This is a genomic window from Streptomyces sp. NPDC094034, assembly GCF_040303865.1.
Lineage (GTDB): Bacteria > Actinomycetota > Actinomycetes > Streptomycetales > Streptomycetaceae > Streptomyces.
Genome location: NZ_JBEOUD010000013.1, coordinates 77,775 through 102,395, shown reverse-complemented (window position 1 = coordinate 102,395; position 24,621 = coordinate 77,775). Strand labels below are relative to the sequence as shown.

Below are 24,621 nucleotides of genomic sequence, written 5' to 3'. Positions count from 1 at the left end.
AGATCGGTTCGTGACGATCCGCGTAGGCATCAACGGCTTTGGCCGCATCGGTCGTAACTACTTCCGCGCGCTGCTGGAGCAGGGTGCAGACATCGAGATCGTGGCTGTCAACGACCTGGGTGACACCGCGACCACGGCGCATCTGCTGAAGTACGACACCATCCTGGGCCGCCTCAAGGCCGAGGTGACCCACACCGCCGACACGATCACGGTCGACGGCCACACCATCAAGGTGCTCTCGGAGCGCAACCCGGCCGACATCCCCTGGGGTGAGCTGGGTGTCGACATCGTCATCGAGTCGACCGGCATCTTCACCAAGAAGGCCGACGCCGCCAAGCACATCGAGGGTGGCGCCAAGAAGGTCCTCATCTCGGCTCCGGCCAAGGACGAGGACATCACCATCGTGATGGGCGTCAACCAGGACAAGTACGACGCGGCCAACCACCACGTCATCTCGAACGCCTCCTGCACCACCAACTGTGTGGCGCCGATGGCCAAGGTTCTCCTGGAGAACTTCGGCATCGTCAAGGGCATGATGACGACGGTCCACGCGTACACCAACGACCAGCGCATCCTTGACTTCCCGCACAAGGATCTGCGTCGTGCGCGCGCCGCCGCGGAGAACATCATCCCGACCACCACCGGTGCCGCCAAGGCGACCGCGCTGGTGATCCCGGAGCTGGCGGGCAAGCTCGACGGCATCGCGATGCGTGTCCCGGTCCCGACGGGCTCCGTCACCGACCTGGTCATCGAGCTGGAGCGCGAGGTGACCAAGGACGAGGTCAACACCGCGTTCCAGAAGGCCGCCGAGGGCCAGCTCAAGGGCATCCTGGACTACACCGAGGACCAGATCGTCTCCTCGGACATCGTCAACTGGCCCGCCTCCTGCACGTTCGACTCCTCCCTGACCATGGTCCAGGGGAAGAACGTCAAGGTCATCGGCTGGTACGACAACGAGTGGGGCTACTCCAACCGTCTGGTCGACCTGACCGTCTTCGTCGGCGACCAGCTCTGACCCGGAGCCGCTGAGTTCAGGGCCGGTAGGCATCTCGGTATGAGCGACAGGGCTCGGTCGGCGCACAAGCGGCGCTGTTCGAGCCCTGTTGGCCTGTCCAGACATCCCAAGGAGTCCCGCAGCAGATGAAGACGATCGACGAACTTCTCGCCGGAGGGGTCGCCGGAAAGCGCGTATTCGTCCGCGCCGACCTCAATGTGCCGCTCGCCGGCACCACCATTACCGACGACGGCCGTATCCGGGCCGTACAGCCGACGGTCGCCAGGCTCGCCGAAGCCGGCGCCCGGGTGATCGTCGCCTCCCATCTGGGCCGCCCCAAGGGCGCCCCCGACCCCGCCTTCTCGCTCGCTCCCGCCGCCACGCGCCTCGGTGAACTCCTGGGCGCCGACGTGGCGTTCGCGACCGACACGGTCGGCGAGTCCGCCAAGGCCGTGGTCGCGGCCCTCTCCGACGGCCAGGTCGCCGTCCTGGAGAACCTCCGCTTCAACCCGGGCGAGACCGCGAAGGACGACGCCGAGCGCGGCGCCTTCGCCGACCAACTCGCCGAGCTGGCCGATCTCTATGTGGGCGACGGCTTCGGAGCCGTGCACCGCAAGCACGCCTCCGTCTACGACCTGCCGGCCCGCCTGCCGCACGCCGCGGGCTATCTGATCGCCACCGAGGTCGGTGTGCTCAAGAAGCTCACCGACGACGTCAAGCGGCCCTACGCCGTGGTCCTCGGCGGCGCCAAGGTCTCCGACAAGCTCGCGGTCATCGACCATCTCCTGGAGAAGGCCGACCGCATCCTGGTCGGCGGCGGCATGGTCTTCACCTTCCTCAAGGCGCAGGGTTACGAGACCGGCTCCTCGCTGCTCCAGGAGGACCAGATCCCGGCGGTCCAGGAGTATCTGCGGCGGGCCGACGAGCGCGGGGTGGAGTTCGTGCTCCCCGTGGACGTCCGGGTCGGGGCGGAGTTCCCGGACCTCGGCACCAAGGCTCCGGCCCACCCCACGACGGTGGCCGCGGACGCCATTCCGGCCGGACAGATGGGCCTGGACATCGGCCCCGAGACCGGCCGTCTGTACGCCTCGAAGCTCGCCGACGCGGAGACCGTCTTCTGGAACGGTCCCATGGGCGTCTTCGAGCACCCCGACTACGCCGAGGGCACCAAGGCCGTCGCCCAGGCGCTCGTCGACTCCCCGGGCTTCTCCGTCGTCGGCGGTGGCGACTCCGCCGCCGCCGTGCGGATCCTGGGATTCGACGAGAAGGCATTCGGCCATATCTCGACCGGTGGCGGCGCGAGCCTCGAATATCTTGAGGGCAAGACGCTCCCCGGCCTCGCGGCACTGGAGGACTGACCCCCGTATGACTGCTTCATCCGAAAAGGCCGGCCGGACCCCGCTGATGGCGGGCAACTGGAAGATGAACCTCAACCACCTTGAGGCCATCGCGCACGTCCAGAAGCTCGCCTTCGCGCTGACCGACAAGGACTACGACGCCGTCGAGGTCGCCGTCCTGGCGCCCTTCACCGACCTGCGGTCCGTACAGACCCTGGTCGACGGCGACAAGCTCAAGATCAAGTACGGCGCCCAGGACATCTCGGCGCATGACTCCGGCGCGTACACCGGTGAGATCTCGGGCCCGATGCTGTCAAAGCTGAAGTGCGCCTACGTCGCCGTGGGCCACTCCGAGCGACGGCAGTACCACGCCGAGACGGACGAGATCTGCAACGCCAAGGTGAAGGCCGCGTTCAAGCACGGTCTGACCCCGATCCTGTGTGTCGGCGAGGGCCTGGACATCCGCAAGGCGGGTCAGCAGGTCGAGCACACCCTGAACCAGCTCGACGGCGGTCTCAAGGACGTACCGGCCGACCAGGCGGAGTCCGTCGTGATCGCGTACGAGCCGGTGTGGGCCATCGGCACCGGCGAGGTCGCCACCCCGGAGGACGCCCAGGAGGTCTGCGGGGCGATCCGCGGCCGGCTGGCCGAGCTGTACTCGCGGGAGCTGGCCGACGCGGTCCGTATCCAGTACGGCGGCTCGGTGAAGTCCGGGAACGTGGCCGCGATCATGGCGCAGCCCGATGTGGACGGTGCCCTGGTGGGCGGGGCGGCGCTGGACGCCGACGAGTTCGTCAAGATCGTACGCTTCCGCGACCAGTGAGTATGCGGTAGCACGGATCCGTCGTACCCTGGCGGGGGCCGAATGGAAGCCGTCCGTATATGTGTGGCGCGACCATGCGTATCGGCGGCGGCCGATCGGTCCCCGTCGGGCGTTTCGTGCTCTTCGTTCTGTTCGTCCTGTGTCGTTCGTTCTCAGTGGTTCGTTTTCTGTCCTGTCGGTCCTGTCAGTCCGAGGAAGTTGGTCCAGCCGTGGTTATGGGGTTCTCGATCGCCCTCATCGTCTTCAGCCTGCTGCTGATGCTGCTGGTGCTGATGCACAAGGGGAAGGGCGGCGGCCTCTCCGACATGTTCGGTGGCGGAATGCAGTCGTCCGTCGGTGGTTCCTCCGTCGCGGAGCGTAACCTTGACCGCATCACCGTGGTTGTCGGTCTGCTGTGGTTCGCGTGCATTGTCGTTCTCGGTCTGGTGCTCAAGCTGGACAGCTGACCGTACGCACGGTACGGCGGCGCGGGCGCGGCCTATCATGGGTTCCGCGCCCGTCGGCAGGGGGGTAACTCCCTTCACTGGACGCGCGTTGGGCCTTACGTAGACTGGGGCGCCCGGCAGCGGAGCTGCCTCTCGATGCTTTGCGGCACCATCACGCAGGGAGTTACGACCGTGGCAAGTGGCAACGCGATCCGGGGAAGCCGGGTCGGAGCGGGGCCGATGGGTGAGGCCGAGCGTGGCGAGTCCGCGCCCCGCCTGCGCATCTCCTTCTGGTGCTCGAACGGGCATGAGACGGTGCCGAGCTTCGCCAGTGACGCGCAGGTTCCGGAGACGTGGGACTGCCCGCGCTGTGGATTCCCGGCCGGTCAGGACCGGGACAATCCGCCGGACCCGCCGCGCACCGAGCCGTACAAGACGCACCTCGCCTATGTACGGGAACGGCGCAGCGACGCGGACGGCGAAGCGATCCTCGCCGAAGCGCTCGCCAAACTGCGCGGCGAGATCTAGACAGCTCTTCCGGCCGGACACCCCACAGGTGTCCGGCCGAACCGTTTCTGTCCCGCTTTGCCCCTTCCCGGGCCTCGTCCTCGCCCTCGCCGCCGCGCCGCTCCGCCGGCGGCCGGGCTGTTCGTGCTCGGCGCCGCGTCTTCGGGTCCCCTGATCAATTAGGTTGGTCAGGCAACAGGGCACGCACGCAGGCACGAGAAGAAGTGGGCTGATGTCCGAGATGAACGCGGAACGCCGTACGAGGCTGACCCGGACGCCCGAGTGGGACGCACTGGGCAAGCACCGGGAGCAGCTGGGGCAGACGCATCTGCGCGAGCTGTTCGCCGCCGACCCGGCGCGCGGCGCCACCTACACCCTCCAGGTGGGGGACCTCTACCTGGACTACTCCAAGCATCTGGTGACCGACGAGACACTGGCGCTGCTGCGCGAGCTGGCCGCCGCCACCGGGGTCGCCGAGCTGCGGGACGCGATGTTCCGGGGCGAGAAGATCAACACCACCGAGGACCGCGCCGTGCTGCACACCGCGCTGCGCGCCCCGCGTGACGCCGTCATCGAGGTCGACGGCGAGAATGTCGTACCGGCGGTGCACGCCGTGCTCGACAAGATGAGCGCCTTCGCCGACCGGATCAGGTCCGGCGAGTGGACCGGTCACACCGGCCGGCCGATCAAGAACGTGATCAATGTCGGCATCGGCGGCTCCGACCTCGGGCCCGCCATGGCGTACGAGGTGCTGCGGTCCTTCACCGACCGCGCGCTGACGGTGCGGTTCGTCTCCAATGTCGACGGCGCCGATCTGCACGAGGCCGTACGGGACTTGGACCCGGCCGAGACGCTGTTCATCATCGCGTCCAAGACCTTCACCACCATCGAGACCATCACGAACGCCACCTCCGCGCGTGACTGGCTGCTCAGTGGCCTCGGGGCCGGACAGGAAGCCGTCGCCAAGCACTTCGTGGCACTCTCCACGAACAGCGCGAAGGTCTCCGAGTTCGGTATCGACACGGCCAACATGTTCGAGTTCTGGGACTGGGTCGGCGGGCGCTACTCGTACGACTCGGCCATCGGGCTCTCGCTGATGATCGCGATCGGCCCCGACCGGTTCCGCGAGATGCTCGACGGCTTCCATCTCGTCGACGAGCACTTCCGCACGGCACCCCCGGAGGGCAACGCGCCGCTGCTGCTCGGCTTGCTGGGCGTCTGGTACGGGGCGTTCTTCGACGCCCAGTCGCACGCGGTCCTCCCGTACAGCCACTATCTGTCGAAGTTCACCGCCTATCTCCAGCAGCTGGACATGGAGTCCAACGGCAAGTCGGTGGACCGCGACGGCAATCCGGTCGACTGGCAGACCGGGCCCGTGGTCTGGGGCACGCCGGGCACCAACGGGCAGCACGCGTACTACCAGTTGATCCACCAGGGCACGAAGGTCATCCCGGCCGACTTCATCGGCTTCGCCCGGCCGGTCGCGGATCTGGCGCCCGGGCTGGTCGCGCAGCACGATCTGCTGATGGCCAACTTCTTCGCCCAGACCCAGGCGCTCGCCTTCGGCAAGACCCCTGAGGAGGTGCGGGCCGAGGGGGTGGCCGAGCAGCTGGTGCCGCACAAGACGTTCCGCGGCAACCACCCGACGACCACGATCCTCGCCGAGGAGCTCACTCCGTCCGTCCTGGGCCAGCTGATCGCCCTCTACGAGCACAAGGTGTTCGTCCAGGGCGCCATCTGGAACATCGACTCCTTCGACCAGTGGGGCGTCGAGCTGGGCAAGGTCCTCGCCAAGAAGATCGAGCCCGTCCTCACCGGCGACGAGCCCGCCAAGGGACTGGACTCCTCGACGTTCACGCTGGTCGAGGCATACCGCTCGCTGCGGGGGCGCTGAGCCGATGACGGGGGAGGGGGCCCGACGGCTGCGGCCGCCGAACAACACGCTGGACAGGCGTGCCGTCGGCTGGTGGCGTACGCGGTGGCTGCTGCTGACCGCGGGCCCGGTGGCGGTGCTGGCCCTGCTGGGGGCGCTCATCTCCCCGGCACGGATATGGCTGCTGGTCCCCGCCGTCGTGCTGGCGGTGCTCGGGCTGGCCTGTGCGGCCCTGATACCCGGATGGTGGTTCAGGGTCCACCGCTGGGAGGTGACGGACGAGGCGGTCTATGTCCGCACCGGCTTCTTCTGGCAGGAGTGGCGGATCGCGCCGATGTCCCGGATCCAGACCGTGGACACCGTGCGCGGTCCGCTGGAGCAGCTGTTCAAGCTCTCCACGGTGATCGTCACGACCGCGTCGTCCAAGGGCGCCGTGCGGATCGAAGGACTCGACCATGAGCTGGCGGCCGGGCTGGCCGAGCGGCTGACACACATCACACAGGCCACTCCTGGGGACGCGACATGAGTGAGCCGCCGGGGTTCGGGGGGCCCGCGGGGGCGGACGGGGGAGCGGTGGCGGAGTGGCGGCGGCTGGACCGGCGTACGCTCCTGGTCACCGCGGTGATCATGGCCGGGGTCGTCATCGGCGCCGGTGTGCCCGCCGCCGTCGGTATGGCCGGCGGGATGGGGCCGCTGAAGTCGGCCGGCTGGGTGTCGGCCGGCGCCGCGCTGCTGATCGTCTGCGGCACCGGCGGTGACTACATACGGTGGCGTCGCACCCGCTACCGGATAGGGCCCGAGCGCGCCGAACTCCACACCGGGCTCTTCCTGCTCAGACGCCGGTCGCTGGCCCGCGAGCGGATCCGCAGCGTCGACCTGACGGCCCATCCCCTGCTCCGGATCCTCGGACTGGTCAAGGTCCGGATCGGCACCGGCGAGCAGACCGGCGCCGGGGAATCCACGCTGGAACTCGACCCCGTCACCCGCGCCGAGGGCGAGCGGCTCAGAAGGGAACTGCTCGACCGGGCACCCGGGAAGCCCGGGGCGTACGACGACTCCACGCTGGCCTCCTTGGACCGGCGGTGGATCCGTTACGCACCGCTCTCCTTCGCCGCGCCGCTGCTCGGCGCCTCGGCGGCCGGAGGGCTGGTGCAGCTCAGCGAATGGTTCGGTGTGCAGCTGCGGCTGTTCGCCTGGCTGGGGGACTACTTCCGGGCCGTCTCGATCCTCTGGGGGAGTCTGGTCCTGCTCGTCGTGCTGGCGCTCGTGGGTGCCATAGGGGCGCTGGGCCTGTGGGTCGAGATGTGGTGGAACTACCGCCTTGAGCGCGAGCCGGGCCATACGCTCCGGGTCCGCCGCGGGCTGCTCACCTCCCGCTCCGTCTCCATCGAGGAGCGCCGGCTGCGCGGTGTGGAGCTGGTCGAGCCGCTCGGCGTCCGGATGGCCGGTGCGGCCAGGGTCGACGCGGTCGCCACCGGCTTCGCCCAGGAGGAAGAGGACATGCGCAGCGACAAGAAGACCCTGCTGCCCGCCGCGCCCCGGGCGCTGGCCGACGCGGTGGCGGCGCGGGTCCTGCGCGAGCCCGTGTCCCCGACCAGCGGTGTGACCCTGCGCCCGCACCCGCGTGCCGCGCGCGGGCGCCGGCTGCGCTGGTCCCTGGCGTACGCCCTGCTCCCGGTCGTCGTTCTGGCCGTCCTCGGCCTGCTGCTGGCCGATGTGCTGCTCGCCGTCGGGGCGGTCTGCGCGGTGATATCGCTGCCGGTGGCCGTGCTGTTCGCTCTCGACGCCTACCGCAACCTGGGGCATGGCCTGAGCGGCGGCTATCTCGTGGCCCGCTCCGGCACGCTGCGCAGGACGACGGTCGCCCTCCAGCGCGGCGGTGTGATCGGCTGGACGGTCAGACAGTCGTACTTCCAGCGCCGTGCGGGCCTGTTGACGCTGACGGCGACCACGGCCGCGGGGGAGGGCGCGTACCACGTGTACGACGCCGCGCGCGACGAGGGCCTGTCCTTCGCGGACGAGGCGGTCCCGGGCCTGCTGACGCCATTTCTGGAGCCGGAGACGGAGCCGGAACCCGAGCCCGATCCGGAACCGGAACCCGAGCCGGAGCCGGAGCCAAAACCGGACCGGGACGGGACGCTTCGCGGAACGTAGGACACGCCCTGGGGCCTGTCCCGCGAAGATCCGCCGGACAGGCCCCAGGTCATGATCTACGCGGAAGCCGGCGGGTAGAGCGCGCGGGGCAGCGCCGAGGCCGCCGCCGCGTCCAGCAGCCACAGCGTGCGGCTGCGGCCGTACGCTCCCGCCGCGGGCGCCTGGATCTCGCCCGCGCCGGACAGGGCGATCTCCGCCGCCCTCGCCTTGTCCTCGCCCGCCGCCAGCAGCCACACCTCGTGCGCCGCCCGGATCGCGGGCAGGGTGAGGGAGATACGGGTCGGCGGCGGCTTGGGAGCGCCGTGCACGGCGACCACCGTGCGCTCGGTCTCCCGTACGCCCGGCAGCTCGGGGAAGAGCGAGGCCACATGCGTGTCGGGACCGACCCCCAGCATCAGGACGTCGAAGGTCGGCACGGGACCGTGGTCCTCCGGGCGGGCCGCGGCGGCGAGTTCGGTGGCGTACGCGGCGGCCGCCGCCTCCACGTCACTGCCGTACGGGCCGTCCGAGGCCGGCATCACATGGACCCGCGAGGGGTCGAGCGGCACCGAGTCGAGCAGCGCCTCCCGCGCCTGGGTGATGTTCCGCTCCGGGTCGCCCTCCGGCAGGAACCGCTCGTCGCCCCACCACAGATCGAGCCGCGACCAGTCGACCGCGTCGCGCGCGGGCGCCATGGCCAGCGCGGCCAGCAGACCGTTGCCGTTGCGCCCGCCCGTCAGAACGACGGAGGCGGAGCCGCGGGCGGCCTGGGCGTCCACGATCTTCGTGATCAGCCGGGCCGCCGCGGCCTGCGCCATCAGCTCCTTGTCGCGGTGGACGACCAGTTGCGGAGCGCTCACTTCGACTCCGCCTTCTTGGGCATGGCGGCAGGCGTGGCCGTGGTGGCGGGCTTCGAACCGGCGGTGCCGCCGGCACCGGCCGTCTTCGACGACGAGCCCGTCACCTCACTGAGCCGGTCCACGCCGAACCGCAGCGCCGACGCGTAGGTGTCGTCCGGATCCAGCCGGCGCAGCTCCTCGGCGATCAGCTCCGAGGTCTCCCGGCGCTTCAGCGCCACCGCCCGGTCCGGCTGCCCCTGGATGGAGAGCGTCGCCAGCGAGCCGTCCGCGCGGTCCAGCTTGATCGGCCCGCAGGTCGTCTCCATCCGTACGGCCGTGAGACCGGGACCCTTGGAGATACCGCGCTTGACCGGTACGTGCAGCCGGTCCGCGAGCCACATGGCGAGCAGTTCGCAGCTCGGGTTGTGCTCCTCGCCCTCCACCTCCACCGAGGTGACATCGCAGGCCACCTGGTCCAGGGCGGCCGCGACCATCGAGCGCCACGGCGTGATCCGGGTCCAGGCCAGATCCGTGTCGCCCGGGGTGTAGGCGTCGGCGCGCGCCGACAGCTCCGCCACGGGATTCTCGGCGGCGTACGTGTCGGTCACCCGGCGCTGCGCCAGCTTGCCCAGCGCGTCCTTGGCCGGGTTGACCGGAGCGCTGACCGGCCACCACACGACGACCGGGGCGTCGGGCAGCAGCAGCGGCAGGACCACCGACTGCGCGTGGTCCATCACCTCGCCGTACAGCCGCAGGACGACCGTCTCGCCGGTGCCCGCGTCCGCGCCCACCCGTACCTCGGCGTCGAGCCGGGCCTTGGCCCGGTCGCGCGGCGAGCGCGAGACGCGCTTGACGACGACCAGCTTCCGCGACGGGTGCTCGCGGGACGCCTCGTTGGCGGCCTTGAGCGCGTCGTACTGGTTCTCCTCGTCGGTGACGAGAACCAGCGTGAGGACCATGCCGACGGCGGGGGTGCCGATCGCCCTCCGCCCCTGCACCAGCGCCTTGTTGATCTTGCTCGACGTGGTGTCCGTAAGGTCGATCTTCATGGCCGGCGCCAGCTCCGTCCGTCTCGTGCGAGCATGTCGTCCGCCTCGACCGGACCCCAGGTCCCGGACTCGTACTGCGCGGGCTTGCCGTGCGTGTCCCAGAACTCCTCGATCGGGTCGAGGATCTTCCAGGACAGCTCGACCTCCTCCACGCGCGGGAAGAGGTTCGAGTCGCCCAGCAGCACATCGAGGATGAGCCGTTCGTATGCCTCGGGGCTGGACTCCGTGAAGGACTCGCCATACGCGAAGTCCATCGAGACGTCCCTGACCTCCATCGAGGTGCCGGGGACCTTCGAGCCGAATCGCATGGTCACGCCCTCGTCCGGCTGGACGCGGATGACCAGGGCGTTCTGCCCCAGCTCCTCCGTGGCCGTGTGGTCGAAGGGGGAGTGCGGCGCGCGCTGGAAGACCACCGCGATCTCGGTGACCCGGCGGCCGAGCCGCTTGCCGGTACGGAGATAGAACGGGACGCCCGCCCAGCGGCGGTTGTCGATCTGGAGCTTCACCGCGGCATAGGTGTCGGTCTTCGACTTGGCGTCGATGCCGTCTTCCTGGAGATAGCCGACGGCCTTCTCGCCGCCCTGCCAGCCCGCGGCGTACTGCCCGCGCACCGTGCCCTCGCCGAGATCCTTCGGCAGCCGCACGGCGCCCAGCACCTTGGTCTTCTCCGCGGCCAGCGCGTCCGCGTCGAAGGAGGCGGGCTCCTCCATCGCGGTCAGCGCGAGCAGTTGGAGCAGATGGTTCTGGATCACGTCACGGGCGGCGCCGATACCGTCGTAGTAGCCGGCCCGGCCGCCGATGCCGATGTCCTCGGCCATGGTGATCTGGACATGGTCGACATACGACCGGTTCCAGATCGGCTCGAAGAGGGTGTTGGCGAACCGCAGCGCCAGGATGTTCTGGACGGTCTCCTTGCCCAGATAGTGGTCGATCCTGAAGACCTCGTTGGACGGGAAGACCTCGTGGACGACCTTGTTCAGATCCTGGGCGGAGGCCAGGTCGTGCCCGAAGGGCTTCTCGATGACGGCGCGCCGCCAGGAGCCCTCCGTCTGGTCGGCCAGCCCGTGCTTCTTGAGCTGCTGGACGACCTGCGGGAAGAACTTCGGCGGTACGGAGAGATAGAACGCGAAGTTGCCGCCCGTGCCCTGCGACTTGTCGAGATCGGCGATCGTCGCCTTCAGGTTCTCGAACGCGTCGTCGTCGCCGAAGTCGCCCTGGACGAAGCGCATCCCCTGGATGAGCTGCTGCCAGACCTCCTCCCGGAACGGCGTGCGCGCGTGCTCCTTTACGGCGTCGTGCACCTCCTTCGCGAAATCCTCGTCCCGCCACTCACGGCGTGCGAAGCCGACGAGCGAGAAGCCCGGTGGCAGCAGACCGCGGTTGGCTAGGTCGTAGATGGCGGGCATCAGCTTTTTTCGGGACAAATCGCCCGTGACGCCAAAGATGACCAGGCCCGACGGCCCCGCGATACGCGGGAGCCGTCGGTCCGCGGCGTCACGGAGCGGATTCGCTCCGTGGGTTGCGGTCAAGGGATCAGCCCTCCGAAGGGGCGAGGCGCTTGAGCTCCGCCTCGGTCGACTTGAGCAGGTCGTTCCAGGAGGTCGCGAACTTCTCGACGCCCTCGTCCTCCAGCAGCTGGACGACCTCGTCGTACGAGATGCCCAGCTTCGCGACGGCTTCGAGGTCCGCGCGCGCCTGGTCGTACGTACCGCGCACCGTGTCACCGGTGATCCGGCCGTGATCCGCGGTGGCTTCGAGCGTGGCCTCCGGCATGGTGTTCACCGTGTGCGGAGCCACCAGCTCATCGACGTACAGCGTGTCCTTGTAGGCCGGGTCCTTGACGCCGGTCGAGGCCCACAGCGGACGCTGCTTGTTGGCCTGAGCCCGGTCCAGGGCCGCCCACCGCTCGGTGGCGAAGACCTCTTCGTACGCCTCGTACGCGAGCCGCGCGTTGGCCAGGGCCGCCTTGCCGCGGGCCTCCTTGGCCTCGGGCGTGCCCAGCGCGTCGAGCCGCTTGTCGATCTCGGTGTCCACGCGGGACACGAAGAAGGACGCCACCGAGTAGATCTTGGACAGGTCCAGGCCGGCGGCCTGTGCCTTCTCCAGACCCGCGATGTAGGCGTCCATGACCTCGCGGTAGCGCTCCAGCGAGAAGATCAGCGTGACATTGACGCTGATGCCCCGGCCGATCGTTTCGGTGATCGCCGGCAGACCCGCCTTGGTCGCCGGGATCTTGATCAGGGTGTTCGGCCGGTCCACCAGCCAGGCGAGCTGCTTGGCCTCGGCGATGGTCGCCTTCGTGTGGTGCGCCAGCCGCGGGTCCACCTCGATGGAGACCCGGCCGTCCTGGCCCTGGGTCGCGTCGAAGACCGGACGCAGGATGTCGGCCGCGTCCCTGACGTCCGCCGTGGTGATCATGCGGATGGCCTCTTCGACGGTGACCTTGCGGGCGGCGAGGTCGGTCAGCTGGCTCTCGTATCCGTCGCCGCCCGAGATCGCCTTCTGGAAGATCGACGGGTTGGTGGTGACGCCCACCACGTGCTGCTGATCGAGCAGTTCGGCGAGGTTGCCGGACGTGATCCGCTTGCGCGAGAGGTCGTCGAGCCAGATCGCGACGCCTTCGTCGGAGAGGCGCTTGAGTGCGTCTGTCATGAGAGTTGCATCTCCTACTGTTCGTATGAAGGCGTCAGCGCGCCGAAGCCGCCAGAGATTCCCGTGCTGCCGCGGCCACCGCGTCCGCGGTGAAGCCGAACTCGCGGAAGAGGACCTTGCCGTCGGCCGAAGCGCCGAAGTGCTCCAGCGAGACGATGCGTCCGGCCTCGCCCACGAAGCGGTGCCATGTGAGCCCGATACCGGCCTCGACCGCCACCCGCGCCTTGACGGCGGGCGGCAGAACGCTGTCCTTGTACTCCTGGTCCTGCTCGTCGAACCACTCGACCGACGGCATCGAGACCACCCGGGTCGGGATACCGGCGGACTGGAGCAGCTCACGCGCCTCGACGGCCAGCTGCACCTCGGAGCCGGTGCCGATCAGCACGACCTGAGGAGCGCCGCCCTCGGCCTCGAACAGGACGTAACCGCCCTTGGCCGCCTCGTCGTTGGCGTCGTACGTCGGCACACCCTGGCGGGTCAGCGCCAGACCGTGCGGAGCGCCCTTGTCGTGTCGCCTGAGGATCTCGCGCCAGGCGATCGCCGTCTCATTGGCGTCGGCGGGGCGGACGATGTTCAGACCCGGGATGGCCCGCAGCGCGGAGAGGTGCTCGACCGGCTGATGGGTCGGACCGTCCTCGCCGAGACCGATCGAGTCATGCGTCCAGACATAGGTGACCGGCACCCGCATCAGCGCGGCGAGCCGCACCGCCGGGCGCATGTAGTCGGAGAACACCAGGAAAGTGCCGCCGTAGATACGGGTGTTGCCGTGCAGCGCGATGCCGTTCATGGTCGAACCCATGGCGTGCTCGCGGATGCCGTAGTGCACCGTGCGGCCGTACGGGTCGGCCTCCGGCAGGGGGTTGCCCACCGGGAGGAACGACGACGTCTTGTCGATGGTGGTGTTGTTCGAACCCGCGAGGTCGGCGGAGCCGCCCCACAGTTCGGGGATGACCTCACCGAGCGCCTGGAGCACCTTGCCGGACGCGGCGCGCGTCGCGACGGACTTGCCGGCCTCGAAGGCGGGAAGCTTCTCCTCCCAGCCCGTGGGCAGTTCACCGGCCCTGACCCGGTCGAACGTCGCCGCGCGCTCCGGGTTGGCGGTACGCCAGGCGGCGAAGGTCTTCTCCCACTCGGTACGCGCCTCACGGCCGCGGTCGAGTGCCTCGCGGGTGTGCGCGAGCACGTCCGCGGAGACGTCGAAGGACTTCTCCGGGTCGAAACCGAGCACCTTCTTGGTGGCGGCGACCTCTTCGTCGCCGAGCGCGGAGCCGTGCGCCGCCTCGGTGTTCTGCGCGTGCGGGGCGGGCCACGCGATGATCGAGCGGGCCGCGATGAACGAGGGACGATCGGTCTCCGCCCGCGCCGCCCGCAGAGCCTCGTACAGACCCTGCGGGTCGAGGTCGCCGTTGGGCAGTTGCGCGACGCGCTGCACATGCCAGCCGTACGCCTCGTACCGCTTGAGAGTGTCCTCGGAGACCGCGGTCTCGGTGTCACCCTCGATGGAGATGTGGTTGTCGTCCCAGAGCAGGACCAGATTGCCCAGCTTCTGGTGGCCGGCCAGCGAGGACGCCTCGGCCGAGATGCCTTCCTGGAGGCAGCCGTCACCGGCGATCGCCCAGATGGTGTGGTCGAACGGGGAGGTGCCGGGCGCGGCCTCCGGGTCGTACAGACCGCGCTCGTACCGGGCGGCCATCGCCATGCCCACCGCGTTCGCGACACCCTGTCCGAGCGGACCGGTGGTGGTCTCCACACCGACGGTGTGCCCGTACTCCGGGTGGCCCGGGGTCTTCGAACCCCAGGTACGGAAGGACTTCAGGTCTTCGAGTTCCACTCCGTAACCGGCCAGGTACAGCTGGATGTACAGGGTCAGGGAGGAGTGGCCCGCCGAGAGGATGAACCTGTCTCGGCCGGTCCACTGCGCGTCGGCGGGATCGTGCCGCATGAGCTTCTGGAAGAGCACATACGCGGCGGGGGCCAGGCTCATGGCCGTACCCGGATGGCCGTTGCCGACCTTCTGTACGGAATCCATGGCCAGGACGCGGGCGGTGTCGACTGCCCGGCGGTCCGATTCGGTCCACTCGACGAGGTCTGTGGTGGTCGGCTTGGTGCTCACCCTGAGTCAGGGCTCCTCTCCACATGATCGAATTCCGGTGTCTGAGGGCGCACCGGCTCGCTGTCGAGCCTACCCGCAGCGACAGCCAACTTTCCGAGCGTGTTTCCAGGGTGCGGTGCGCCCGGAGAGTTCGCCTCCCGGCGCTCGCGAGTTCACCTTCCGGCCGGTCGCGGGGGCCGTTCAGGGAGGGCGTTTCCGCCCGGTTTCGCGCGACGGACCCCCGCGAAGATCGGCGTATGGGCAACGTCTAGAGTGGCGTGGTACGCGCAAGTCTTTACCGGGCTTTCACGCCCGGAGCTTGCTGGGATTTCTCTGTCAGGGGTGTGCGTGACGGCCGTCGAGTCCCGACCCGCAGGGGTCGCCTTGACTCCGAGCTCGGGCGGCCATCGGCCGTTCGGCGCCCGCGTCAAGGCATTCGTGGTGCTGACCAAGCCGCGGATCATCGAACTGCTGCTCATCACCACCATTCCGGTGATGTTCCTGGCCGCGCGAGGCGTGCCGGATCTGTGGCTGGTGGTCGCCACCTGTGTCGGCGGCTATCTCTCCGCCGGTGGCGCCAACGCGCTGAACATGTACATCGACCGCGACATCGACGCCCTGATGGACCGTACGTCGCAGCGTCCCCTGGTCACCGGCATGGTCTCGCCGCGCGAGGGGCTGGTGTTCGGCCTGACGCTGACCGTGGTCTCGACCCTCTGGTTCGGACTTCTCGTCAACTGGCTGTCCGCGGGCCTCGCCCTGGGCGCGCTGCTCTTCTACGTCATCGTCTACACGATGATCCTCAAGCGCCGCACCTCGCAGAACATCGTCTGGGGCGGTATCGCGGGCTGTATGCCGGTGCTGATCGGCTGGTCGGCGGTCACCAATTCGGTGTCCTGGGCCGCCGTCATCCTCTTCCTCGTCATCTTCTTCTGGACGCCGCCGCACTACTGGCCGCTCTCCATGAAGGTGAAGGACGACTACGCGCGCGTGGGCGTCCCGATGCTCCCGGTCGTCGCGAGCAACCAGGTCGTGGCCCGTCAGATCGTCCTCTACAGCTGGGTGATGGTCGCGGTCTCGCTGCTGCTGACCCCTCTGGGATACACCGGCTGGTTCTATACGACGGTCGCGCTGGTGTCCGGCGGCTACTGGCTCTGGGAGGCGCATGGACTCCAGTCGCGCGCCAAGGCCGGCGAGACGGGCGCCAAGCTCAAGGAGATGCGGCTGTTCCACTGGTCCATCACCTATGTGTCGCTGCTCTTCGTGGCCGTGGCCGTGGACCCCTTCCTGCGCTGAGGCGCTTCCTCGGCCCCGCTGAGGGGTTTTCGCTCCACCGAGGGTTTTCGCTCCACCGACGGGTGGGGCGCGTGGTCAAGGCCACGCGCCCCACCCGTCGTCGGTTGAGCTACCCGTGGGTAGCATCCCGTTCATGGCAGAGACCCAGCAGACAGAGCAGAGCGACGACGCCGACGAGGTCAGGGCCCTGGCCCGGCGGGCGGCGCGCGACGAGCGCCGGGCCGCCCGGCTGGCGAAGCGGATCGGCGCCTTCGCCGGACGGCACGGCGGCGCCGAGGGGCAGCTCGCCTATCTCGGACGGGCCGGTACGCGCATCGTGCTGGTCGGCGCGGACGGCGGCTGGGGCGATCTCGTCGCTCCCTCGCACGCCATCGCGAGCAGCGCCGCCGAGAAGGCGGGGCTGACGCTGCACGAGTCCTTCGACGGCGAGTTCGCCGCCAGGGTGCGCACGGGACCGTACGAATGGAAGCGAATGGCCGGACTCCAGCTCGGCGGCCGCGAGATCTGAGAGCCCGGACCGGCCCACTCCTCCAGTGCGCCTCCCGGCAGGCGCCACCCGGGCGCGAGTTACCCGTTAGGACAGTAGGAGTACGGTCCACGACGGGAAACCCGATGATCGAAACAGCGTCCCTGGTGGACCAGTACTGCCACGGCGTGTTCCGTACGGAGCTGGGCCTCGCCACCTTCGAGGCCCAGCTCGGCGGGACGGCGCGCGCGCCCGCGCCGGGCACCACGTTCTTCGACACCCAGACCGGGTTCGCCGTCCGGCGCTGGTGCCCGCCGCTGCTGGATCTGGAACCGCACTGCCCACCGGCCCGCTATCTGGCCCGCCGCCGGGAGCTGGGCGTACTCGAAACCGGACGACGGCTGCTGCGCTCCACCGGGATCTCCACCTATCTGGTGGACACCGGACCCCCAGGCGAGCTGACCGGGCCCGCCGAGATCGCCGCGACGGGCGCGGCCGAGGCGCGGGAGATCGTCCGGCTGGAACCGCTGGCCGAACGGGTCGCGGATGTCTCGGGGGGAGCCGGCACCTTCCTGGCCGGTCTCGCCGAATCCGTGCACGCCGCCGCGGACTCGGCCGTCGCCTTCAGCTCCGTCGCCGGGGCCAGGACCGGCCTCGCCGCGTCCCCCGAGCCACCGGGACCGGGGGAGGTACGGGGCGCCGCGGGGCGCTGGCTGGCCGGGCGCCGGGCCGGCGGCCCGCTCACCGATCCCGTACTGCTGCGCCATCTGCTCTGGACGGCGGTCGGCTCGGGGCTGCCGCTGCAACTGCACACCTGCGGCGCCACCGACACATATCCGTCGGAAAGCCCTGCCGACCCCGGTGCGCTCACCGACTTCGCGGCGGCCACGGCCGGGCTCGGCACCGATCTCGTCCTGCTGAACGGCTATCCGTACCACCGGCACGCGGCCCATCTGACGAGCGTTTTCCCGCATGTGTACGCGGACCTGGGGCCCGTACTCGCACGGACCGGGGCCTCGGCCGCGTCCGTACTCGCGGAGATCCTGGAGCTCGCGCCGTTCGGGAAGCTGCTTTTCTCCAGTGGCGCGCGCGGGCTGCCCGAACTGCATGTGGTGGGCGCCCAGGTGTTCCGGGAGGCGTTGGGGCGGGTTCTCGGCGGCTGGGTCGGGGACGGCGCGTGGGCGTTACGGGACGCCCAGCGCGTCGCTCGGATGATCGCGGCCGGCAACGCCCACCGGCTCTACGGGCTGGAAGACTCCGCTTAGGTCGCCGACGCCGCTCAGACCGTCGACGCCGTTCAGACCGTCGACAGCGCGGGGTCCGACTGCGCGGGGATCTCCGTCGCCGTCCGCGGCCGCTCACGCAGGCTCATCGCCAGCCGCAGTACGGCGATCAACACCAGGCAGGAGCCCAGCATATGGGCGCCGACCAGGACTTCGGGGAGGTCGGTGAAGAACTGCACGTAGCCGATGCCGCCTTGCGCGAGGAGCACGAGCAGCAGGTCACGGGCGCGCGCCCGGGTGTCGGCCGGGGCGTCCACCACCCGCAGCACCAGCCACATCGCCACCGCCAGCGCGCAGACGATCCAGGCGAACACCGCGTGCACATGGGCGGCGGTGGCCCAGTCGAACGGCATCCTGGGCACATCGCTGCTGTCGCCGGCGTGCGGACCCGAGCCCGTCACCGCCGTACCCGCGGCGATCAGTACCGCGGCGGCGCCCACCAGCGCCCAGGACAGCTTGCGCACCGGGCGCGGGACGCGCGGCCGGGGGGTGCCGTCGCCCTCGCGGGTACGCAGCCAGGTCAGGGTGGTGACGGTGAGCAGGATGTTGGCGAGGAAGAAATGCCCGGCGACGGTCCACGGGTTGAGGTCCATCCACACCGTGATCCCGCCGATCACGGCGTTGCCCATCACGATCCAGAACTGCGACCAGGCGAGCCGGGTCAGCCCGTGCCTGCGCGGCTTGGCGGAGCGCGCCGCGATGATCGCCCAGCCGACCGCCGCGCACAGCACATAGGTCAGCATGCGGTTGCCGAACTCGATCGCGCCGTGCAGCCCTTGCTCGGGTGTGGCGAAGAGACTGTCGTCCGTGCACTTCGGCCAGGTGTCGCAGCCGAGGCCAGAACCGGTCAGCCGGACAGCGCCGCCGGTGACGACGATGACGACGCTCATCACGACGGCGGTGAGCGCGGCGCGCTGGAGCGTACGGGGTGAGGGCGTCCAGCGCTGGGCGATATACGCGAGGGGGGTCAACACGGCCACCATCGTAGGACGGAGCTTGTGCAGCTTTTCACGAGGGGTGCGTATGCCGCTTCCCGGCGGTCCCGGTCATCCGCTCCGCCCTACTCCCAGCGGAAGAACGTGCCCGCCGCGCCGAGGCCGAGCGCGGCCCAGACGGCGAGTGTCCCGAGGTCGCCCCACGGCAGCGCGGCGCCGTGCTGGAGCACCTCGCGCAGTCCGTCGGAGAGTGCCGATATCGGCAGCAGCCCGAGCACCGAGCGCGCCGCTTCCGGGAACTCGTCCAGCGGCACGATCACCCCGCCGCCCACCAGGAGCAGCAGAAAGACCAGGTTCGCGGCGGCCAGCGTCGCCTCGGCCCTGAGCGTGCCGGCCATCAGCAGCCCGAGCCCGGAGAACGCGGCCGTGCCCAGCACGAGCAGCGGCAGAACGGCGAACGGGCTGCCCTCCGGAGACCAGCCGAGCGCGAACGCGATCACCGTCAGCAGCACGATCTGGAGCACTTCGGTGACCAGCACGGAGAGCGTCTTGGCGGTCATCAGGGCCCAGCGCGGCAGCGGGGACACCGCGAGCCGCTTGAGCACCCCGTACCGCCGCTCGAAACCGGTGGCGATGGCCTGGCCGGTGAACGCCGTGGACATCACGGCCAGCGCGAGCACGCCCGGGGCCAGGAAGTCCACCGCCTTGTCCGCGCCGGTGTCGATGATGTCCACCGTCGAGAAGAGCACCAGCAGCAGCGACGGGATGATCACGGTCAGCAGCAGCTGCTCGCCGTTGCGCAACAGCAGCTTCGTCTCGAACGCCGTCTGTGCCGCGATCATGCGTGCCGGCGGGGCCGCGCCGGGCGCGGGGGCGTACGTGCCGGCGCCGCGCGCACTCGTACCGCTCGTGCTGGTGCTCATGAACGCAGCTCCTTGCCGGTCAGTTCGAGGAAGACGTCCTCCAGCGTGTGCCGCTCCACGGAGATGCCGTCCGCCATCACGCCGTGCTGCGCGCACCAGGAGGCCACCGTCGCGAGCAGCTGCGGATCGACTCCGCCGCTGATCCGGTACACCCCCGAGGACAGTTCGTCGGCGGTGGTGCCGTCCGGCAGGGCCTTCAGCAGGGATCCGAGGTCGAGCCCGGGGCGCCCGGTGAAACGCAGGGTGTTCTCCGCGCCGCCGCGGCACAGCTGCTCGGGGCTGCCCTGGGCGATGACCCGGCCCGCGTCGATGATCACCACATCGTCGGCCAGTTCCTCGGCCTCGTCCATGAAGTGCGTGGTCAGCACCACTCCCACCCCGTCGGAGCGCAGCTCGCGTACGAGATCCCAGGTGGCGCGGCGGGCCTGCGGGTCGAGACCGGCGGTCGGCTCGTCGAGGAAGACCAGCTCGGGGCGGCCGACGACGGCCAGGGCCAGCGCGAGCCGCCGCTGCTGGCCGCCGGAGAGCCGCCGGTAGGTGGTACGGCCGCAGCCGCCGAGGCCGAGCCGTTCGATCAGCGCGTCCACATCGAGCGGGCGGGCGTGCAGCCGGGCCATGTGGCGGAGCATCTCGTCGGCACGCGCACCGGAGTACACGCCACCGGACTGGAGCATCACGCCGATGCGTGGGCGCAGCCGCGCGGCGTCCGCGACGGGGTCCAGGCCCAGAACGCGTACGGTCCCGGCGTCCGGCGCGTGGTACCCCTCGCAGATCTCGACCGTGGTGGTCTTGCCGGCTCCGTTGGGGCCGAGGACGGCGGTGACCGTACCGGCGCCGACCGCGAGATCCAGGCCGTCCACCGCGGTCTTGGCCCCGTACCGCTTGACCAGGCCCCGTACCTCGACGACCGGCTCTCCGGAGGTCCGGCCCGCGGCGGAGCCGCTTTCGGGCAGCCGGTCACCCGGGAAGTCGCTGTACATGCCGGGAAGTCTAGGCAGCCGGGAGGGGCCTCAATCCCGCGGGGGCGAAACGGCGGTTCCACGCCATCGGAAGGCCCCGGCCACCGGGCACCGCCTCAGGTGGCGAGTGAGCCGGCGTAAGGCGCCGGGAGGTGAACCGAGCCCTGAAGATAAGGTAACCCTTAGTGATGAAGGGCACCGGAAGCCGATTTCCACCCTGGTTGTCAGGGCCGGATGAATTACGCAACAATGGCGTTGTGAAATACGTCGGCGAGGCTCCCCAGGAGGAACTCGCGACCGGTGAGCACCCCACTCGCAACCGCGTCGCGCGCTCCATCCTGGACCATGGCCCGTCCACCGTTTCCGAGCTGGCGGGACGCCTCGGGCTCACCCAGGCGGCCGTCCGCCGCCATCTTGACGCACTGGCGGCCGACTCCGTGGTGGAGCCACGTGACCAGCGGGTCTACGGCTCACGCGGGCGCGGCAGGCCGGCCAAGGTGTTCGCCCTGACGGACTGCGGCCGGGACGCCTTCGACCAGTCCTACGACCAGCTCGCCGCCGACGCCCTGCGCTGGATCGCGGCCGCCGCCGGTGGTGGTGAGCGGGGCGAAGCGGCCGTCGCCGCCTTCGCCCGCGCCCGTATCGCCGGCCAGTCCGAGAGCTACCGGCAGGCGGTCGAGGCCGCCGAGCCGGAGAAGCGTACGGAGGCACTCGCCGAGGCGCTGAGCACCGACGGGTACGCTGCTACGGCGCGTAGCGCGCCGAACCGACAGGGCGAGCAGCTCTGCCAGCACCACTGCCCGGTCGCGCACGTCGCCGAGCAGTTCCCCCAGCTGTGCGAGGCGGAGACGGAATTCTTCTCCCAGCTGCTCGGGACCCATGTGCAGCGGCTGGCCACCATCGCCCATGGCGACGGGGTCTGCACGACCTTCATCCCCCGCGCCAGCCAACACCCACAGCACCCACAGCAACCCCCACAGACCACTCATCACGCTTCTGAAAGCACAGCCGGGAGGAACCCCGCATGACGCTCCCCACGGAGACTGCCCACCCTGAGCTTGAGGGCCTGGGCACGTACGAATTCGGCTGGGCCGACTCCGACGCCGCAGGCGCCGCCGCCAAGCGCGGGCTGTCCGAGGCCGTCGTCCGCGACATCTCGGAGAAGAAGAACGAGCCGGAGTGGATGCTGAAGCTGCGGCTCAAGGGTCTTCGCCTGTTCGACAAGAAGCCCATGCCCAACTGGGGCTCGGATCTGTCGGGCATCGACTTCGACAACATCAAGTACTTCGTGCGCTCCACCGAGAAGCAGGCGGCTTCCTGGGAAGAGCTGCCGGAGGACATCAAGAACACGTACGACAAGCTCGGCATCCCGGAGGCGGAGAAGCAGCGCCTCGTCGCCGGTGTCGCGGCCCAGTACGAGTCCGAGGTCGTCTACCACCAGATCCGTGAGGACCTGGAGGAGCAGGGCGTCATCTTCCTGGACACGGACACCGCGCTCAAGGAGCACCCGGAGCTCTTCCAGGAGTACTTCGGCACGGTCATCCCGGTCGGCGACAACAAGTTCGCCTCGCTGAACTCGGCCGTGTGGTCCGGCGGATCGTTCATCTACGTGCCGAAGGGTGTGCACGTCGACATCCCGCTCCAGGCCTACTTCCGTATCAACACGGAGAACATGGGCCAGTTCGAGCGGACGCTGATCATCGTCGACGAGGACGCCTACGTCCACTACGTCGAGGGCTGCACCGCCCCGATCTACTCCTCGGACTCGCTGCACAGCGCCGTGGTCGAGATCATCGTCAAGAAGGGCGGCCGCTGCCGCTACACGACGATCCAGAACTGGTCGAACAACGTCTACAACCTGGTCACCAAGCGCGCCGTGGCCTACGAGGGCGCGACCATGGAGTGGGTCGACGGCAACATCGGCTCCAAGGTCACCATGAAGTACCCGGCCGTCTACCTGATGGGCGAGCACGCCAAGGGCGAGACCCTGTCCATCGCCTTCGCGGGCGAGGGACAGCACCAGGACGCCGGCGCCAAGATGGTCCACATGGCCCCGCACACCTCGTCGAACATCGTCTCCAAGTCGGTGGCGCGCGGTGGCGGCCGTACCTCGTACCGCGGTCTGATCGAGATCGGCGAGGGCGCCGAGGGCTCCAAGTCCAATGTGCTCTGTGACGCGCTGCTGGTGGACACCATCTCGCGCTCCGACACCTACCCGTACGTGGACGTCCGCGAGGACGACGTGTCCATGGGCCACGAGGCGACCGTTTCCAAGGTCTCCGAGGACCAGCTCTTCTATCTGATGAGCCGCGGTCTCTCCGAGTTCGAGGCCATGGCCATGATCGTCCGCGGCTTCGTGGAGCCGATCGCCAAGGAGCTGCCCATGGAGTACGCGCTGGAGCTCAACCGGCTGATCGAGCTGCAGATGGAGGGGGCCGTCGGCTGACCGCCGCCAGGCCCTCGCCCGACCAGCAGCGCCCGTAATCCCTTACGCAGAGGCAGAGAGAGAGCACGACGACAGCCATGGCTGAGGCTCAGAACATTCCGGCGGGTTCCACGACCGCCGGTTCGATCGCGGTGGCCGCCGAGTCGACCGTCGCCACGCGCATGAGCGCGCCCCCCTCCTACGACGTGGCGGACTTCCCCGTCCCGCACGGCCGCGAGGAGGAGTGGCGGTTCACGCCGCTGGAACGGCTGCGCGGTCTGCACGACGGCACCGCCGTCGCGCAGGACGGCGGCGTCACGGTCGAGGTGACCGCCCCCGAGGGCGTCATCGTCGAGACCGTCGGCCGTGACGACGCGCGGATCGGCAAGGCCGGGATCCCGGTGGACCGGGTCGCCGCCCAGGCGTACTCCTCGTTCGAGAAGGCCTCGGTCGTCTCGGTGCCCAAGGAGACCGTGGTGAGCGAGCCGATCCGGATCGCCGTCCACGGCGAGGGCGGGGTCTCGTACGGCCAGCAGATCATCGAGCTGGGAGCCTTCGCCGAGGCTGTCGTGGTCATCGACCACACCGGTGACGGAGTGCTCGCCGCCAATGTCGACTTCCTCATCGGCGACGGCGCCAAGCTGACCGTCGTCTCCGTACAGGACTGGGACGACAAGTCCGTCCATGTCGCCCAGCACAACGCGCTGGTCGGCCGCGACGCCTCGTTCAAGTCGGTCGTGGTCACCTTCGGCGGCGATCTCGTACGGCTCCAGCCGCATGTGAGGTACGCGGGCACCGGCGGCGAGGCCGAGCTGTTCGGCCTCTACTTCACCGACCGCGGCCAGCACCAGGAGCACCGGCTCTTCGTCGACCACAACGTCCCGCACTGCAAGTCCAACGCGGCCTACAAGGGCGCGCTCCAGGGCACGGACGCGCACGCCGTATGGATCGGTGACGTGCTCATCCGCGCCGCGGCCGAGGGCACCGACACCTATGAGATGAACCGGAACCTGGTCCTCACGGACGGCGCCCGGGTCGACTCGGTGCCGAACCTGGAGATCGAGACCGGCGAGATCGCCGGCGCCGGGCACGCCTCCGCCACCGGCCGGTTCGACGACGAGCAGCTCTTCTACCTGATGGCCCGCGGTATCCCGGAGAACGAGGCCCGCCGACTGGTGGTCCGCGGCTTCTTCGCCGAGCTGGTCCAGAAGATCGGCCTGCCGGATGTCGAGGAACGTCTGATGGCCTCGATCGAGGCGGAGCTGGAGACCGTGTCATGAGCGGGCCGACGTCCTTCGTCCGCGTCTGTGCGCTGGGTGAGCTGGAGGAGGACACCCCGAAGAGGGTGGAACTCGACGGCACGCCCGTCTCCCTCGTCCGTACCGGGGGCGAGGTGTTCGCGATCAATGACATCTGCTCGCACGCGAACGTGTCGCTCTCGGAGGGCGAGGTCGAGGACTGCATGATCGAATGCTGGCTGCACGGCTCCAGCTTCGACCTCCGTACCGGAAAGCCGTCCGGCCTGCCCGCGACGCGCCCCGTCCCCGTATACCCCGTAAAGATCGAAGGGGACGATGTGCTCGTCTCCGTCACCCAGGAGTCCTGAGTCA

Annotated in this window: 23 protein-coding genes; 15 read left to right on the top strand and 8 right to left on the bottom strand. The window is 69.5% G+C overall.

The features are described from left to right. Positions 1-10: 10 nt before the first annotated feature. The 8 genes from gap to ABTZ59_RS14655 all read left to right on the top strand — a co-directional run bounded on the left by gap (position 11) and on the right by ABTZ59_RS14655 (position 8,113). Complete coding sequence (gap, locus tag ABTZ59_RS14690; protein ID WP_249950652.1) at positions 11-1,015, top strand: type I glyceraldehyde-3-phosphate dehydrogenase; 1,005 nt, start codon at positions 11-13, stop codon at positions 1,013-1,015. 125 nt (positions 1,016-1,140) lie between these two features. Continuing rightward, positions 1,141-2,352 (top strand): phosphoglycerate kinase, encoded by a 1,212-nt coding sequence (locus ABTZ59_RS14685; protein WP_351396154.1) that lies wholly within the window; start codon positions 1,141-1,143, stop codon positions 2,350-2,352. A gap of 7 nt (positions 2,353-2,359) precedes the next feature. Next, on the top strand, positions 2,360-3,154 hold the full coding sequence (gene tpiA, locus ABTZ59_RS14680) for a triose-phosphate isomerase (RefSeq protein ID WP_351396151.1): 795 nt from the start codon (positions 2,360-2,362) through the stop codon (positions 3,152-3,154). Positions 3,155-3,369: 215 nt separating this feature from the next. Then, the gene (gene secG, locus ABTZ59_RS14675) at positions 3,370-3,600 is read left to right on the top strand and encodes a preprotein translocase subunit SecG (protein ID WP_030353663.1); all 231 of its coding nucleotides are present in this window, start codon (positions 3,370-3,372) and stop codon (positions 3,598-3,600) included. A gap of 171 nt (positions 3,601-3,771) precedes the next feature. After that, positions 3,772-4,107 carry an RNA polymerase-binding protein RbpA gene (locus tag ABTZ59_RS14670; protein ID WP_078615979.1) on the top strand — a complete coding sequence of 112 codons (336 nt, stop codon included), beginning with the start codon at positions 3,772-3,774 and terminating at the stop codon, positions 4,105-4,107. A 220-nt stretch (positions 4,108-4,327) separates the two neighbouring features. After that, entirely contained in the window at positions 4,328-5,980 is a 1,653-nt protein-coding gene (gene pgi, locus ABTZ59_RS14665) for a glucose-6-phosphate isomerase (RefSeq protein ID WP_351396309.1), read from the top strand. 4 nt (positions 5,981-5,984) lie between these two features. Next, positions 5,985-6,485, top strand: coding sequence for a PH domain-containing protein (locus tag ABTZ59_RS14660; protein ID WP_351396148.1), 501 nt, complete (start codon positions 5,985-5,987; stop codon positions 6,483-6,485). Continuing rightward, on the top strand, positions 6,482-8,113 hold the full coding sequence (locus tag ABTZ59_RS14655; RefSeq protein WP_351396146.1) for a PH domain-containing protein: 1,632 nt from the start codon (positions 6,482-6,484) through the stop codon (positions 8,111-8,113). The genes ABTZ59_RS14660 and ABTZ59_RS14655 overlap by 4 nt, the downstream gene beginning before the upstream one ends. 56 nt (positions 8,114-8,169) lie before the next feature. Here the strand turns inward: ABTZ59_RS14655 and pgl are convergent, their stop codons facing one another. From pgl to tkt, 5 genes are read right to left on the bottom strand one after another with little or no spacing between them, the layout of a single operon-like run. Further along, positions 8,170-8,952 carry a 6-phosphogluconolactonase gene (gene pgl, locus ABTZ59_RS14650; protein WP_351396144.1) on the bottom strand — a complete coding sequence of 261 codons (783 nt, stop codon included), beginning with the start codon at positions 8,950-8,952 and terminating at the stop codon, positions 8,170-8,172. Further along, positions 8,949-9,980, bottom strand: coding sequence for a glucose-6-phosphate dehydrogenase assembly protein OpcA (gene opcA / locus ABTZ59_RS14645; protein ID WP_351396141.1), 1,032 nt, complete (start codon positions 9,978-9,980; stop codon positions 8,949-8,951). The genes pgl and opcA overlap by 4 nt, the downstream gene beginning before the upstream one ends. Then, positions 9,977-11,509 carry a glucose-6-phosphate dehydrogenase gene (zwf, locus tag ABTZ59_RS14640; protein WP_351396139.1) on the bottom strand — a complete coding sequence of 511 codons (1,533 nt, stop codon included), beginning with the start codon at positions 11,507-11,509 and terminating at the stop codon, positions 9,977-9,979. The genes opcA and zwf overlap by 4 nt, the downstream gene beginning before the upstream one ends. 4 nt (positions 11,510-11,513) lie before the next feature. Next, positions 11,514-12,632 carry a transaldolase gene (tal, locus tag ABTZ59_RS14635; RefSeq protein ID WP_249950643.1) on the bottom strand — a complete coding sequence of 373 codons (1,119 nt, stop codon included), beginning with the start codon at positions 12,630-12,632 and terminating at the stop codon, positions 11,514-11,516. Between the two features lie 34 nt (positions 12,633-12,666). After that, entirely contained in the window at positions 12,667-14,745 is a 2,079-nt protein-coding gene (gene tkt / locus ABTZ59_RS14630; RefSeq protein ID WP_351396136.1) for a transketolase, read from the bottom strand. A 327-nt stretch (positions 14,746-15,072) separates the two neighbouring features. Between tkt and ABTZ59_RS14625 the strand changes: the two genes are divergently transcribed. The 3 genes from ABTZ59_RS14625 to ABTZ59_RS14615 all read left to right on the top strand — a co-directional run bounded on the left by ABTZ59_RS14625 (position 15,073) and on the right by ABTZ59_RS14615 (position 17,751). Further along, a complete protein-coding gene (locus ABTZ59_RS14625) occupies positions 15,073-16,020 on the top strand; it encodes a heme o synthase (RefSeq protein WP_351396135.1) in 948 nt (315 codons plus the stop codon). Positions 16,021-16,153: 133 nt separating this feature from the next. Continuing rightward, positions 16,154-16,528 carry a hypothetical protein gene (locus ABTZ59_RS14620; RefSeq protein ID WP_351396132.1) on the top strand — a complete coding sequence of 125 codons (375 nt, stop codon included), beginning with the start codon at positions 16,154-16,156 and terminating at the stop codon, positions 16,526-16,528. Between the two features lie 104 nt (positions 16,529-16,632). Beyond that, positions 16,633-17,751, top strand: a complete 1,119-nt coding sequence (locus tag ABTZ59_RS14615) for an amidohydrolase family protein (RefSeq protein WP_351396130.1) — start codon at positions 16,633-16,635, stop codon at positions 17,749-17,751. A 32-nt stretch (positions 17,752-17,783) separates the two neighbouring features. On the opposite strand, the gene ABTZ59_RS14610 is transcribed toward ABTZ59_RS14615, so the two are convergent. The 3 genes from ABTZ59_RS14610 to ABTZ59_RS14600 all read right to left on the bottom strand — a co-directional run bounded on the left by ABTZ59_RS14610 (position 17,784) and on the right by ABTZ59_RS14600 (position 20,607). After that, positions 17,784-18,752, bottom strand: coding sequence for a COX15/CtaA family protein (locus ABTZ59_RS14610; RefSeq protein ID WP_351396127.1), 969 nt, complete (start codon positions 18,750-18,752; stop codon positions 17,784-17,786). Positions 18,753-18,829: 77 nt separating this feature from the next. Then, the gene (locus ABTZ59_RS14605) at positions 18,830-19,627 is read right to left on the bottom strand and encodes an ABC transporter permease (protein WP_351396124.1); all 798 of its coding nucleotides are present in this window, start codon (positions 19,625-19,627) and stop codon (positions 18,830-18,832) included. Continuing rightward, positions 19,624-20,607, bottom strand: a complete 984-nt coding sequence (locus tag ABTZ59_RS14600) for an ABC transporter ATP-binding protein (protein WP_351396122.1) — start codon at positions 20,605-20,607, stop codon at positions 19,624-19,626. Before ABTZ59_RS14600 ends, ABTZ59_RS14605 begins: the two co-directional genes overlap by 4 nt. Before the next feature lie 236 nt (positions 20,608-20,843). On the opposite strand from ABTZ59_RS14600, the gene ABTZ59_RS14595 reads away from it, so the two are divergent. The 4 genes from ABTZ59_RS14595 to ABTZ59_RS14580 all read left to right on the top strand — a co-directional run bounded on the left by ABTZ59_RS14595 (position 20,844) and on the right by ABTZ59_RS14580 (position 24,617). Then, positions 20,844-21,614, top strand: coding sequence for a helix-turn-helix transcriptional regulator (locus tag ABTZ59_RS14595; RefSeq protein ID WP_351396119.1), 771 nt, complete (start codon positions 20,844-20,846; stop codon positions 21,612-21,614). After that, positions 21,611-23,032 carry a Fe-S cluster assembly protein SufB gene (gene sufB / locus ABTZ59_RS14590; protein WP_351396116.1) on the top strand — a complete coding sequence of 474 codons (1,422 nt, stop codon included), beginning with the start codon at positions 21,611-21,613 and terminating at the stop codon, positions 23,030-23,032. The genes ABTZ59_RS14595 and sufB overlap by 4 nt, the downstream gene beginning before the upstream one ends. Before the next feature lie 77 nt (positions 23,033-23,109). Continuing rightward, positions 23,110-24,291 (top strand): Fe-S cluster assembly protein SufD, encoded by a 1,182-nt coding sequence (sufD, locus tag ABTZ59_RS14585; RefSeq protein WP_351396114.1) that lies wholly within the window; start codon positions 23,110-23,112, stop codon positions 24,289-24,291. Continuing rightward, entirely contained in the window at positions 24,288-24,617 is a 330-nt protein-coding gene (locus ABTZ59_RS14580) for a bifunctional 3-phenylpropionate/cinnamic acid dioxygenase ferredoxin subunit (protein WP_351396111.1), read from the top strand. Before sufD ends, ABTZ59_RS14580 begins: the two co-directional genes overlap by 4 nt. The last annotated feature ends 4 nt before the right edge of the window (positions 24,618-24,621 follow it).

What these genes read in the sequence shown, in the direction of transcription:
- opcA (WP_351396141.1), bottom strand. Translation starts at nt 9,980, where the DNA reads ATGAAGATCGACCTTACGGACACCACGTCGAGCAAGATCAACAAGGCG.
- tal (WP_249950643.1), bottom strand. Translation starts at nt 12,632, where the DNA reads ATGACAGACGCACTCAAGCGCCTCTCCGACGAAGGCGTCGCGATCTGG.
- ABTZ59_RS14620 (WP_351396132.1), top strand. Translation starts at nt 16,154, where the DNA reads ATGGCAGAGACCCAGCAGACAGAGCAGAGCGACGACGCCGACGAGGTC.
- ABTZ59_RS14655 (WP_351396146.1), top strand. Translation starts at nt 6,482, where the DNA reads ATGAGTGAGCCGCCGGGGTTCGGGGGGCCCGCGGGGGCGGACGGGGGA.
- ABTZ59_RS14600 (WP_351396122.1), bottom strand. Translation starts at nt 20,607, where the DNA reads ATGTACAGCGACTTCCCGGGTGACCGGCTGCCCGAAAGCGGCTCCGCC.
- pgi (WP_351396309.1), top strand. Translation starts at nt 4,328, where the DNA reads ATGAACGCGGAACGCCGTACGAGGCTGACCCGGACGCCCGAGTGGGAC.
- tpiA (WP_351396151.1), top strand. Translation starts at nt 2,360, where the DNA reads ATGACTGCTTCATCCGAAAAGGCCGGCCGGACCCCGCTGATGGCGGGC.
- sufD (WP_351396114.1), top strand. Translation starts at nt 23,110, where the DNA reads ATGGCTGAGGCTCAGAACATTCCGGCGGGTTCCACGACCGCCGGTTCG.
- ABTZ59_RS14605 (WP_351396124.1), bottom strand. Translation starts at nt 19,627, where the DNA reads ATGAGCACCAGCACGAGCGGTACGAGTGCGCGCGGCGCCGGCACGTAC.
- sufB (WP_351396116.1), top strand. Translation starts at nt 21,611, where the DNA reads ATGACGCTCCCCACGGAGACTGCCCACCCTGAGCTTGAGGGCCTGGGC.
- ABTZ59_RS14685 (WP_351396154.1), top strand. Translation starts at nt 1,141, where the DNA reads ATGAAGACGATCGACGAACTTCTCGCCGGAGGGGTCGCCGGAAAGCGC.
- ABTZ59_RS14615 (WP_351396130.1), top strand. Translation starts at nt 16,633, where the DNA reads ATGATCGAAACAGCGTCCCTGGTGGACCAGTACTGCCACGGCGTGTTC.
- ABTZ59_RS14580 (WP_351396111.1), top strand. Translation starts at nt 24,288, where the DNA reads ATGAGCGGGCCGACGTCCTTCGTCCGCGTCTGTGCGCTGGGTGAGCTG.
- secG (WP_030353663.1), top strand. Translation starts at nt 3,370, where the DNA reads ATGGGGTTCTCGATCGCCCTCATCGTCTTCAGCCTGCTGCTGATGCTG.
- ABTZ59_RS14660 (WP_351396148.1), top strand. Translation starts at nt 5,985, where the DNA reads ATGACGGGGGAGGGGGCCCGACGGCTGCGGCCGCCGAACAACACGCTG.
- ABTZ59_RS14610 (WP_351396127.1), bottom strand. Translation starts at nt 18,752, where the DNA reads ATGGTGGCCGTGTTGACCCCCCTCGCGTATATCGCCCAGCGCTGGACG.